Here is a 12,224-nt window from a genome sequence, read left to right as displayed (position 1 = left end):
GTGGTTTGTCCGGTCACGCTCCTGCGGGTGCTGCCGTTTCTTCCGTCCGGGCAGCGTTTTCGGCCCTGCGGTTTTCGACTTTCCTCGCCTGTTTGACGAGGTCGGGTTCGCCCTGGCGCAGCCACGCGTACATAGGCGCTGCCACAAAGATCGTGGCAGCCGTCCCGATCAAGATGCCGACGAACAGGGCAAGCGACAAGTCGCGCAGGGTGCCGGCCCCGAGGAGGCCGGCTCCAATGAACAGGATGGCACCCACCGGAAGGATGGCCACCATCATGGTGTTGATGGAACGGACCAGCGTCTGGTTCACCGCGAGGTTGACTTCCTCAGCGAAAGTACGGCGCGTGGAGACAGTCACATCGGCGGTGTTTTCCCGAATCTTGTCGAAGACCACCACGGTGTCATACAGCGAGTAGCTGAGCACCGTCAGGAACCCGATAATGGCCGACGGCGTCACTTCAAAGTCGCTGAGGGCGTACACGCCGGCAGTAATGAACATGGTCGCGAGCATTGCGGTCAGGGCCGAGACAGACATTTTCCAGGTCCGGAAGTACAGCGCCATCAGCACTGCAGCCAAGGCCACGAAGACGAGCAAACCCATCAGGGCCTGCTTGGTGACATCCGCCCCCCAGGTGGGCCCGATGAAGGTTGACGTCACTTCGTTGTCGGTGACGCCATAGGCCGTGGTGAGGCCTGCCTTGATCTTGAGCGTTTCATCGTCTGTGAGCTTGTCCGTCTGGATCCGCATGGTGGTCCCGGCGACGTTCGCTACGCGCGGCACGCTGCCGGCCACAACGTCCTGGACAACGGTTTCACCGAGGGCAGGGTCGGTATCCTTCACATTGGAAACCGTGAACTCAGAACCGCCCCGGAACTCGATGCCCAGGTTGAACCCGCCCTTGGCTATCGGAATCAGGATGGACAGGGCAACCGCCACGATGGCGATGAGGAACCAGATCTTCTTGGCCCCCACGAAGTTGTAGGACCGCTTGCCCGTGTAGAGCTCGTTACCGAAAGTGGCAAAGCTGGACATTACTTGTTCTCCTTGGCTGCGCTCTTGGAGGAGCCCGTAAGCTGCTCCTGCTTTTCCGCGAGGCGGCGTTCCGCGATGGTCATGCGCCGTTCAGCTTCGGCAGCGGCGCCGGTGTTCTTCGCCCGGACCACTGCCGGTTTGGTCTCCGGCGTACGCAGGCGGCCCGCACCACGGTAAAGCGGAACGGCACCAAGGCGCTTGGGGTCCAGGCCGGAGAACGAGTGGCCTTCCCCGAAGAACTTGGTTCGGGCCAGAAGCTGCAGCGTCGGGTGCGTGAACATAAAGACGACGATGAGGTCGGCAATGGCTGTCAGGCCAAGGGTGAACGCGAACCCGCGGACGTTGCCGACGGCCACGAAGTAGAGCACCAGAGCGGCGAGCAGGTTGACGGCTTTGGAAGCCAGCACGGTGCGCTTGGCGCGCTTCCAGCCGTTCTCCACTGCCGAAACCAGGCCGCGGCCTTCGCGGAGCTCATCACGGATTCGTTCAAAGTACACAATGAAAGAGTCAGCGGTCTGGCCGATGGCCACGATGAGCCCGGCAACGCCGGCAAGGGACAACCGGTAGTTTTCCGTCCAGCCGAGGATCGCGATGGCCAGGTAGGTCAAGGCGCCCGCCATTACCAGGGAAAGAATGGTGACAAATCCCAATGCCCGGTACTGGAAGAGCGAGTAGACCACCACGAGCAGCAGACCGATAACACCTGCGAGGAGGCCCATGCGAAGCTGCTCGCCGCCGAGGGTGGCGGAAATCTGCTGGTCGCTCTGGATTTCGAAGCTAATGGGCAACGCACCGAACCGAAGCTGGTCCGAGAGTGCCTTGGCAGTCTGCTCGTTGAAGCTGCCGGTGATCTGCGGACGGCCATCGGTGATCACGGCCAAGGACCGTGGCGCGGAAATAACATGGTCGTCAAGCACGATGGCGAACTGTGACTTCGGATCGGTGCCGGACTGGCCGCCGGCGGCTACGTAGAACTGGTTCAGCCGCTCGGTGACCTCCTTGAACTTGGCCGTGCCCTGGTCGTCGAACTGGATATTGACAGCCCACTCGTTGGTGACAGCACCTTGGGCACCGCGCTGGAGCTGGAAGGAAGAGGTGACAATGTTGCTGCCTTTTACCTCCACGGGGCCCAAAATGTATTTGATCGCCGGGGTGGTTGCCGTGGCAGGCTCGCAGGTGACCAAGGGCTTGGTGGGATCGGAGGCTGCCGGGCTCTCAGCGCCCGGGTTGTTGCAGTCGAGGGTTTCAAACTGCCGGTACACCTCGGGCGTGATCCAGTTGATATCGCTGCCGTTGGCCGGTGCTGCCGTCGGCTTCGGAAGCTTGTCCTCCGGCGTGAGCGACTCCGTGGGTACGGCTGCGGCATCGCCGTTAAGCAGGACGGGGCGGAAGTTCATGTTCGCGGAGGCCTGAATCAGGTCGCGGGTTTCCTTCGTGGGAGTTCCGGGAAGGCTGACTACAACGTTGCGCCCGGACTGTGTGCTGATCTCGGCTTCGGCAACACCGGAGCCGTCAACACGTTGGCGAATGATCGCTACCGCCTGGTTGAGCTGCTCCTCGTTGATGGCCGAACCGCCCTCCACCTTGGGCGCCAGGATCATCTGGGTGCCGCCCTCGAGGTCCAGCGCCAGCTTGGGTGCCCAGCTGGCATGGCCGGCAAGGGTGCCACCTGCCAAGACGGCTGTCAGCACGGCGAGCATTACGCCAAGCCACACCAGTAACCTGAGGCCTGCGATTTTCGGACCAGTTCGTGCCATTGTCGATCTTTCTCTTATTTACGGAGGAACCGCCGGTGTGAGCCTGGTGCTCTCACCGGCGGCGGTCCGCAGCCGTAGAGGTGTTGTGAAGCCTGATGCGGAGCAGCGGCCGGTGGCTAGCTTTCCTTTTTGCCCTCATCGTTGAGGCGCTTCAGGGTCTCTTCGGGGGTCTCGGACGTTGCCGACGGGGTGCTCAGGTCCTGGGCGGTCAGTGAGGAGGCGTCGTTGGGGACAAGGGTGGGCTCCTCGTCAGCCACAACGGCAGGTTCAACGATCTTGGTGACTGCCTGGCGGTGGACTGTGGCGAGGTTTCCGGGGGAGAGTTCCAGGACTACCTTGTTCTCGGCGTCGTCCATGGAGACGATCCGGCCGAAGAGGCCAAAGCTGGTCATGACCTCAACACCGGGCTCGAACTGCGACTGCAGAGTGGCCTGCTGCTCCTTGGTCTTCTTGTTGCGGCGGAACATCATGAAGATAAATATTCCGAGCATTGCAAACAAGACGATGTTCATGGGATCCACAGGGAGGTTTCCGTTCTCTACTGGCGTGTCTGGTGTGTGGCTGCGTCCGCTTCGTTCCGCCATGCAGATGTTCGTGCTGGCCGGCAACGGCCCCTCGGAGCCGCCGGCGGGAACAAAGACCCGAACGTGCCGGGTTTCATACCAGTCTAAAGGGAAAAGCTGAAAGGAAAGCCTATTGGCTGTTCGGCGCCCAATCGGCCGCGGCTTCGCTGCTCTCCGGGTCTATTTCGAACAGGTCGAGGGGTTCCTGTCCGAACACTCCTGCCGGCACCGCGTAACCGAGATGCGTCCAGGCCGGCGCCATGGCGATGCGGCCCCGTGGTGTGCGGCCCAGAAGGCCTTCACGCACAAGAAACGGTTCCGCCACCGTTTCTACTGTCTCGGTTTCTTCCCCTACGGCAATGGCAAGGGTGGAAAGCCCCACCGGGCCGCCACCGAATTTGGTAATGAGCGCTTCGAGGACCGCACGGTCCAGCCGGTCCAGGCCGCGTTTGTCCACTTCGTACATGTCCAGCGCGGCAGAGGCCGCCCGTGCGTCGATCTGCTCAATTCCGTGAACCAGTGCCCAGTCCCGGACCCGGCGGAGGAGGCGGTTGGCGATCCGGGGCGTACCCCGGGAGCGGCCGGCAATTTCGCTGAAGCCTGCGGAGTTGACCTTGAGGTCCAGCAGGCCGGCTGAACGCCTCAGCACCAGTTCCAGTTCGGCCACACTGTAGAACTCCAGGTGCCCGGTGAACCCGAATCTGTCCCGCAGCGGACCGGGCAAAAGACCGGCGCGGGTGGTGGCTCCCACCAGCGTGAACGGTGGCAGTTCCAGCGGGATGGCTGTAGCGCCGGCGCCTTTGCCCACCACAATGTCCACGCGGAAATCTTCCATGGCCATGTACAGCATCTCCTCCGCCGGCCGGGACATGCGGTGGATTTCGTCCAGGAAAAGAACCTCACCTTCGGAAAGGGAGGAAAGAATGGCGGCGAGGTCTCCGGCGTGCTGGATGGCCGGGCCGCTGCTGATCCGCAGCGGCGCATTCATTTCGGCCGCCACAATCATGGCCAGGGTGGTCTTCCCCAAGCCGGGAGGGCCGGAAAACAGCACATGGTCAGCACTGCGGCCGCGCATCCTGGAGGCCTGCAGGACCAGGGAGAGCTGCTTGCGGACCCGGTGCTGGCCGACAAAATCATCCAGGTTCTTGGGCCGGAGCGCAGCCTCAATGGCGCGTTCCTCGGGCTCCTCCCCGGCTGCTACAACGGAAGGCTCAGCCACGGCTGCCTACGCGGTTGCCGGCCCGCGCGCCGTCCTGCCCAAGCCAGCGGAGGGTGGTCCGCAGGATTTCGGCGACATTGCCGCGGAACAAGACTTCTGGATCGTCCGCGAGGGCCTTGTCAATGCTGGCCGCGGCGTCTTTTTCAGACCAGCCCAGGCTGGTCATGGCCGCCACTACCTGCGGCTTCCAGGCTGCCTCGGCCGCGGTGGCCGGGGCAACAGTCCCGGCTGTGCCATGGGGAACCAGCTTGCCGGCAAGTTCCAGCACGATCCGGCCAGCCACCTTGGGGCCGATGCCCGGCACCTTGGTGAACGTCTTGCTGTCGCCGGTGTGGGCTGCCACGCGGATGGCCTCCGGCTCGTGGACTGCGAGGACTGCCAGGGCCAGCCGCGGCCCTACTCCACTGACGCTGAGCAGGACGTCAAAGACTTCCCGCTCATCGTCGGAGGCAAAACCGAAGAGCGTGAGCGAGTCCTCACGGACAATCAGCGAGGTGAAGAGTTTGCCTTCCTCCCCGGTGCGGAGGCTGCTCAGTGTCTGGGGTGTGGCGTTGACGCTCATACCGGCGCCGTTGAGGTCGATGACAGCGGTGGAAAGGCCAACGTGCGCTACGGTTCCGCGAAGGAAACTGATCAAGGCCGTGCTCCTGGTGTACTGCCGGGCCCTTGAGGGAAACGACCGGCTATCCGAACATATCTACGAATACCCTAGCAAGGGCTGCCGACATTCAGCGTGCGCGGCGCGCCTTCGCCTCGGCGTCGGCCCAGGCACGCTGCGCCGGCGTCAGCGACAGGCTGCCCGGGCCGGTGGTGGCCACCGCGGCCCCGCTGCCGGCCCGCCAGGCGTGGGTGATGGCCAGCGCCAGGGCATCCGCGGCGTCGGCGGGACGGGGCGGCGCATCGAGCCGCAGGATCTTGGTGACGAGTTTGGTCACCGCGTCCTTATTGGACGTGCCGCTGCCCGTAACGGCTGCCTTAACCTCCGATGGAGTGTGCAGCGCCACCGGGATTCCACGCCTGGCAGCCGCCGTGATCACCACACCGGAAGCCTGGGCCACACCCATCACCGTGCTGACGTTCAGCTGGGAGAAGACGCGTTCGACGGCGAGCACGTGGGGTTCGTAGCGATCCAGCCACTCGTCGATGGCCAGGGCAATCACCAGCAGCCGCTGGTCGAGGGTTTCCTCCGGGGAGGTCCCCACCACGCCTACGGCCACCATCGTGGCCCGCCTGTTCCGCTCGACGTCGACCACGCCGATGCCACAGCGCGTGAGGCCCGGGTCAACACCCAATACGCGTAGCGTCACCCTGGGACAACTGCCCTGGCCGCAACGCTTAGCGTCACTCTGATTCCAGGGCGGCCTGGACTTCGTCGCTAAGGTCTGCGTTGCTGTAGACGTTCTGGACGTCGTCGAGCTCTTCCAGGGCGTCAACCAGCTTCATGAATTTCTTGGCGGCTTCCAGGTCGAGCGGAACCACCATCGAGGGAACGAACTCCGCTTCGTCGGTGTCGTATTCGATGTCGGCCTCTTTGAGGGCGTCGCGGACAGCCTGGAGGTCGGTCGGTTCCGAGTGGATTTCGAAGGTGTCGCCATTGTCCTTGACTTCCTCGGCACCCGCATCCAGGACTGCCATCAGGACGTCGTCCTCCGTGAGCTCCTTCTTGGGCAGCGAGACGACGCCTTTGCGGCTGAAAAGGTAGCTGACCGAACCGGGATCGGCGATGGTGCCGCCGTTGCGGGAGATCGCGAGGCGGACCTCGGAGGCAGCACGGTTTTTGTTGTCGGTCAGGCACTCAATAAGGAGCGCGGAGCCTTGCGGGCCGCGGCATTCGTACATGATCTCGGTGTAGTCAACCACTTCACCGGTCAGGCCGGCGCCACGCTTGATGGCGCGGTCAATGTTGTCCGCAGGGACCGAGGTCTTTTTGGCCTTGGTGACGGCCAGTTCCAGGCCCGGGTTGCCTTGGAGGTCCGGTCCGCCCATGCGGGCAGCAACTTCGATGTTCTTGATCAGCTTGGCGAACGATTTTGCACGGCGGCTATCAAGGATGGCCTTTTTGTGCTTGGTTGTTGCCCATTTGGAGTGGCCTGACATGCTTTACGCGTCTCCTCTGATCATGCGGATAAAAAGTTCATGTACGCGTTTCTCCCCAGTCACTTCCGGGTGGAAGGAGGTGGCCAGCAGGTGGCCGGAACGCACAGCAACAATTCTAGCCTTCCCGGGCAGGCTGGCCGCGTGGGACGCATGTTCAAGGTCGGCCGGCTCCACCTGGGCGAGGACCTCCACGCCGGCGCCGACGCGCTCCACCCAGGGTCCGCGGATGAACACAGCATGTACCGGGGCCACGCCCGACTCCGTGGCGCTGAACTCCAGGCCCTTGAAATCGAGGTCCGTCTCGAACGATTCGCGCTGCCGCCCGAAAGCGTTACGGCGTACCGTGATGTCCAGGCCACCGAAGGTCTGCTGGGGATTGCCGGCCAAGTCAGTCGCAGGATCGGCGATGTTGTTGGCGAGCAGAATCATGCCTGCACAGGAACCGTAAACCGGCAAGCCATTGCGGATGCTGTCTTTCAGCGGTTCAGCGAGTTCAAAGGCGCGGGCGAGCTTGTCGATGGCCGTGGATTCGCCGCCGGGAATGATGAGCCCGTCCAGGCCGTCCAGTTCCTTGGGCCTGCGGATTCCGACGCCGGCAGCACCGGATGCTTCCACGGCCCGCAGGTGTTCGCGGAAGTCACCCTGGAGCGCCAGGACGCCGATCCGCAGGCCTGCGCCCAGGCGTACGGCAGCGGCAGAAGGGGGGTTTGTCATCCCCTCAGCATAGTGCGCCGACCCCCTGCACCCGGGCGGGTGGGCGTTCCCGGCGCGGGGTTCTATGCCGTTGCTGGGATATATTACAGAGCATGCTTTACATCAGCGTTCCGCTCGGCAAGCTAGTCCGCCGGGTGTCCCGGCTCAGGGGTGGCGGGTCCGCCCTGCCCGGGCTGGTGGTCGAAAAAATCGACCCCGGCTTTATGCAGCGGACACTCGCCACGCTCCCCCACGGCGTGGCCGTGGTGAGTGGAACCAACGGCAAAACCACCACCACCAAGATGGTGGTGGAGCTCCTCGAAAGCCAGGGGCTGAAGGTCTTCACCAACCGCACCGGCAGCAACTTCACCCGCGGCGTGGCGGCCGCCCTCCTCGGCGAGGTGGACTGGCGCGGCAGGCTCCAGGCCGACGTCGCCGTCCTGGAACTCGACGAGGCCCACGCCGTGCATTTCGTCAACCGCGTCCCGCCCCGCTACAGCCTCCTGCTCAACGTCCTGCGGGACCAGCTGGACCGGTTCGGCGAGATCGACAAAACGGCCCAACTCCTGCAGCACATCGCGGCAAAGACCACCGGCATAGTGGTCCTCAACCGCGAGGACCCGCGCGTTGCCCGTATCGCGGACACCCTCACCGGTCAGGACGTCCAGTATTTCGGCCTGGACGACTCCCTCCTCAGCACCTTCCCCAACGACGACGACATGCGTGCGGCGCCCGGTAGCCCCGCTCCCGCGGCGCTCCCGCAAAAGCCGCACGCCGACGTCGTACTCCGCAAGGTAGGGCCGGACACCGCGGATTTTGAGTACGACGGCGTCACGGTCACCACCGCGATGAAGCTCCGCGGTGTCTACAACATTTTCAACGCGGCGGCGGCGCTCGCACTGGCCCGCAGCATCTGCGGCGGCGGTGCGGCTACGGCAGACCACGCGACGCTGCTCACCGCCCTGTCCCAGGTTGAACCGGCGTTCGGCCGCGGTGAAAGCCTCACCGTTGACGGCCAACCCCTCGACCTCGTCCTGGTCAAGAACCCCAGCGGTTTCCGGCTCGGGCTGAAGTCCTTCCCGGCTGCCGGTTATGCAACGATGATCGCCATCAACGACAACTACGCCGACGGCCGGGACATGTCCTGGCTCTGGGACGTGGAATTTGATTCCCTCCGCGAGGGCGGCGTGGACCAGCTGACCGGGTCACGGGCGTACGACATGGCGCTGCGGCTGCAGTATGACGATGTTCGGATCGGCGCGGTCCAGCCGGACATCGCTCCCGCCCTGGCCGCCTTCATCCGTGAGGGCAGCGGCAAGCCGAAGCGGATTTTCTGCACCTACACAGCCATGCTGGCCATCCGCCGCGAGCTGTCCAAAATCACCACAGTGGAGGTGGTCTCATGACCGCTGAATCAACCGGAGCCGAGCCGGGCAGCAAGGGTACCATCCGCGTTCTGCAGCTGTATCCGCGGGACATGAACATCTACGGTGACTGGGGCAACGCCCTGGTCCTGAAGCAGCGGATCAGCTGGCACGGTTATACGCCCGAGTTGCTCGAGTACAACGTCGGTGACGAATTCCCTGCCGACGTTGATCTGATCGTGGGCGGCGGCGGGCAGGACAGCGGTCAGCTGGTTATTCAGGACGACCTTCAGTCACGCGCCGGCCTGCTGAGGGAACTGGCTGAGGACGGCGCCCCCATGCTGGCGATCTGCGGGCTTTACCAACTGTTTGGGCGCTTTTTCAAGACCCACCTGGGCACCATCATTCCGGGGATCGGAATCCTGGACGTCGAAACCCAGGGCACGGACGAACGCCTGATCGGCAACGTCAAGGTGGCCACGGATGAGTTCGGCGAGGTCCTGGGCTACGAGAACCACAGCGGGCAAACCACGCTGGGCCCCGGCGTCCGGCCACTGGGGACCACGGCAAAAGGAACCGGCAACAACAGCAGCGACGGCCATGAGGGCGCACGCTACAAAAACGTGGTGGCCAGCTACCTGCACGGTTCGCTGCTGCCGAAGAATCCCGCCATCGCCGACTTCCTCATCCGGACGGCGGCCGAGCGCAAGTTCGGGACATTTGAGCCGGGCGCCCCTGATGACCGGTTCGCTGTGCTGGCACGCGAGCACGCTGTCCGCCGCCCGCGCTGACGGGCTACGGCTGACAGCAAAGGCTGAAACGCGGCGCCTGCCGCCTTCAGCGCCAGTGAAAGTACTCCCGGTGGATATTTGCCGCGCGGACTCCGGACGCGCGGAGCGCCCTGCGGAACTGACGGAGCATCCGGTCGGGACCGCCCAGGAAGACCGACAGCTCACGCGGATCCGCATCGACCGCAGCCAGCACCATTTCCGGTGTTAGCCGGCCGTCCCTGCTGGTGTCAATCAGGTGCACGGTCAGCCGTGGATGGTCCTTCGCGATCCTTTGGACTTCGTCGGCGAAGGGCGAACGCCCCGCTGAGGTGACAAAGAAGTCGACGGTTTCCGCGAGCTCATCGTCGAGGGATCGAAGCCAGCTCAGGAACGGCGTAATGCCCACCCCGCCGGCGATCCACACCTGACGGGCCGTCCCCGCCCGGCGGTCAAACCTGCCATACGGCCCGCTGACTACTGCCGGCATACCCGGTTGGACCACGTCCGGGAGCCTCGCGGTGTGGTCTCCCAGCGCCTTCACCGTGATGCGGATGTCCTCGCCACCAGGAGCGCCAGATATCGAGAACGGATGCCGCTGCCAGCCGTCCTTCGTTTCCAGGTAGATCATGGCGAACTGGCCGGGCCTGAATGCCAGCGGCTTCCCCAGCGGCTTCAGTCGCACATCGACGAGTCCGGGCGCCACGGTGCTGACTTCCTGCACCTGGTAGTCATGATGCGGAAGGAAGTGCCGGGCCAGCACTTCACGGTAGGCATAGAACGCCAAGCCGACGCCGCCGATCACCACGTAGCTCCAACGCAGCACGGGCGTCGATTCGAAGGCCGTCGCGTCCAGCAGCCCATGAAGGAAGCCGGCGGCCACGAACAGGCCTGTCAGACGGTGGAAACCACGCCACCGTTCGTAGCCGCCGAGGACGCGGGTGACCAGCAGCACCGGCCATGTATTGCGGGTGCGCAGCACAATGCCGTGGATGGCCGCGGGCAGCATGGTGCGCCAACGCGGCAGGATTGCCCAGACGATCATGGCTGCCAGGCCTAGCGCGGCTGGAACCGCCAGCGCCTTACCCAGGCTGGTGGCTTCAGGGTTGGAGGCCAGTTCCACGTGCGGCAGCAGGAGCACCGTGCCCGTAATGGCGAGCCTGCGGTGCCAGATGGCGGCGTAATCGATGCCGCCGAAAATTTGCTCGACGTGCGGGAGGGTGCTGATCAGCACCAGCGCGATGGACATGAGCAGGATGGATTCCCCGCCGAACAGCTGGCCGAGGTGGCGCGGCAAAGGCTCGCCCGGTGGGCGCGCAAGCACCCACAGCGCCCCATATCCGGCAGCGAGGAGCCCGATTGCCAGGGGACCCAGCAGCCGGACGGGTACACCGAAGACTGCCGCGCGCCTCGGCTGGGCCGACGCATGTCCGCCGGACACGTCTACGGTTCCTTGGTGATCAAGAATTCGTGGGCGCCTGCGGCCGCGGATCCCAGGGACCCCACGACGGCGGCGGTCCGTGCTCTGGTGGCTGCGTCGGCTTCCGCGGTTGCGCAAACCCCTTGCGGTGCGTCCGATGCAACCGAGCACCACCGGTAGGGATCACGGACCATCACCGACGGCGCCCAGGCGAGGTCCGACGCCGACCACTTACCGGCGGCGTCCTGGCTGAACTGCGCCCGGACCAGCAGTCCCTCGTTGTTCACCACGTACCAGGGCGACAGTTCAGTGACGCCGTTGCCGAGGCCGTAGACGATCCAGGTGCCTTTGTAGTTTTCGATCGGCAGCACGGAGTGCGTGTGGTGGCCGTAGATCATGCTGAACTGGCCGCTGTCCACCAGGGCGTGGGCCACTTCCTGCTGCTGGGCGTTCGCCTCACTGGCGTACTCGTCCCCCGCGTGCATGGCACCCAGGACGATGTCCGCGCCAAGGGCCCTGGCTTTGACGGCCTTGGCAATCATGGTGGGCGCATCCAGCAAGTCCACTTGCCAGCTGTATTCCGCTGACAGACCGTTGAGTCCGTAAGTTCCTTCAATGACGGCGATCTTTGCTGCCCCCGTCTGCATCATCAGGATTCCCTGCGACTCTGTCTCCGTCCGGTATGAGCCCGTGTGCTTGAGGCCTGCCGCGTCCAATGCGTCCAGGGTGCGCAGCAGTCCGTCCGTGCTGCGGTCGATCGTGTGGTTGCTGGCAGTGGTGCAGGCCTGGTAGCCGACGTTCTTGGACGCCGTAATGATCTGCGGCGGGACGTTGAACGACGGGTAGGCCGAAAATGGTCCGTCCGGCCCGGCGACCGGTGTCTCCTGATGGCAGATGGCGAGATCGCTGTGCCGGATGTACCGGCGCTGGCCTTCCAGGAGCGGTACAAAGTCGAGGCCGGGTGTTCCTGCCGCTGCTGCGTCGTCGCGGGCCTGCTGCCAGAGCTGGGCGTGGATCAGCATGTCCCCGGTGACCAGGACGGACGTGCACCGGAGCGTGGGGCACGCCGGCCCTGCGCCAGGGGTGGGGATAGGGGTGGGCGTGGGCGCCGCCGTCGGGCTTTGGACTTCTGATCGCGCGCCTGGCACTCCGCCGGCGGATGGCGGGCTCTGTTCCGCAACCAGGCCGCAGGCGGTGAGTAGCGCTGCCACGCTGAAAGCCCCGATGGCTGCCCCGATTCTGGCCGCAGCACTGCCGTGTGTGTTCCCCATAAGCGCCATTGTAGGTTCGGCCGCCCCCTAACAACCGGAA

Annotated in this window: 12 protein-coding genes; 2 read left to right on the top strand and 10 right to left on the bottom strand. The window is 64.5% G+C overall.

Annotated elements, in window-relative coordinates; genetic code table 11:
- Positions 1 to 13: 13 nt before the first annotated feature.
- The 8 genes from secF to pdxT all read right to left on the bottom strand — a co-directional run bounded on the left by secF (position 14) and on the right by pdxT (position 7,383).
- Positions 14 to 1,033 carry a protein translocase subunit SecF gene (gene secF, locus AC1DIM_RS02600; protein WP_477708933.1) on the bottom strand — a complete coding sequence of 340 codons (1,020 nt, stop codon included), beginning with the start codon at positions 1,031 to 1,033 and terminating at the stop codon, positions 14 to 16.
- A complete protein-coding gene (gene secD / locus AC1DIM_RS02595; RefSeq protein WP_477708932.1) occupies positions 1,033 to 2,790 on the bottom strand; it encodes a protein translocase subunit SecD in 1,758 nt (585 codons plus the stop codon). The genes secF and secD overlap by 1 nt, the downstream gene beginning before the upstream one ends.
- Positions 2,791 to 2,906: 116 nt before the next feature.
- Positions 2,907 to 3,302, bottom strand: a complete 396-nt coding sequence (gene yajC / locus AC1DIM_RS02590) for a preprotein translocase subunit YajC (RefSeq protein WP_477708931.1) — start codon at positions 3,300 to 3,302, stop codon at positions 2,907 to 2,909.
- Between the two features lie 181 nt (positions 3,303 to 3,483).
- Entirely contained in the window at positions 3,484 to 4,572 is a 1,089-nt protein-coding gene (ruvB, locus tag AC1DIM_RS02585) for a Holliday junction branch migration DNA helicase RuvB (RefSeq protein WP_477708930.1), read from the bottom strand.
- A complete protein-coding gene (gene ruvA, locus AC1DIM_RS02580; RefSeq protein WP_477708929.1) occupies positions 4,565 to 5,209 on the bottom strand; it encodes a Holliday junction branch migration protein RuvA in 645 nt (214 codons plus the stop codon). The genes ruvB and ruvA overlap by 8 nt, the downstream gene beginning before the upstream one ends.
- Before the next feature lie 91 nt (positions 5,210 to 5,300).
- The gene (gene ruvC, locus AC1DIM_RS02575) at positions 5,301 to 5,879 is read right to left on the bottom strand and encodes a crossover junction endodeoxyribonuclease RuvC (RefSeq protein ID WP_477708928.1); all 579 of its coding nucleotides are present in this window, start codon (positions 5,877 to 5,879) and stop codon (positions 5,301 to 5,303) included.
- A 34-nt stretch (positions 5,880 to 5,913) separates the two neighbouring features.
- On the bottom strand, positions 5,914 to 6,669 hold the full coding sequence (locus AC1DIM_RS02570; protein WP_477708927.1) for a YebC/PmpR family DNA-binding transcriptional regulator: 756 nt from the start codon (positions 6,667 to 6,669) through the stop codon (positions 5,914 to 5,916).
- Between the two features lie 3 nt (positions 6,670 to 6,672).
- Positions 6,673 to 7,383, bottom strand: a complete 711-nt coding sequence (pdxT, locus tag AC1DIM_RS02565) for a pyridoxal 5'-phosphate synthase glutaminase subunit PdxT (RefSeq protein WP_477708926.1) — start codon at positions 7,381 to 7,383, stop codon at positions 6,673 to 6,675.
- 92 nt (positions 7,384 to 7,475) lie between these two features.
- Here pdxT and AC1DIM_RS02560 point away from each other — a divergent pair, with 92 nt between their 5' ends.
- Together AC1DIM_RS02560 and AC1DIM_RS02555 are read left to right on the top strand one after the other, a co-directional pair.
- Entirely contained in the window at positions 7,476 to 8,768 is a 1,293-nt protein-coding gene (locus AC1DIM_RS02560) for a MurT ligase domain-containing protein (protein WP_477708925.1), read from the top strand.
- On the top strand, positions 8,765 to 9,517 hold the full coding sequence (locus tag AC1DIM_RS02555; protein WP_477708924.1) for a type 1 glutamine amidotransferase: 753 nt from the start codon (positions 8,765 to 8,767) through the stop codon (positions 9,515 to 9,517). Before AC1DIM_RS02560 ends, AC1DIM_RS02555 begins: the two co-directional genes overlap by 4 nt.
- Before the next feature lie 46 nt (positions 9,518 to 9,563).
- On the opposite strand, the gene AC1DIM_RS02550 is transcribed toward AC1DIM_RS02555, so the two are convergent.
- Entirely contained in the window at positions 9,564 to 10,934 is a 1,371-nt protein-coding gene (locus AC1DIM_RS02550) for a ferredoxin reductase family protein (protein WP_477708923.1), read from the bottom strand.
- A gap of 2 nt (positions 10,935 to 10,936) precedes the next feature.
- Positions 10,937 to 12,184: a CapA family protein gene (locus AC1DIM_RS02545; protein WP_477708922.1), complete on the bottom strand. Its 1,248-nt coding sequence runs from the start codon at positions 12,182 to 12,184 to the stop codon at positions 10,937 to 10,939.
- Positions 12,185 to 12,224 lie beyond the last annotated feature (40 nt).

It is taken from the genome of Pseudarthrobacter sp. 01T43 (assembly GCF_056398665.1).
This window is presented reverse-complemented; position numbering and strand designations above follow the sequence as displayed.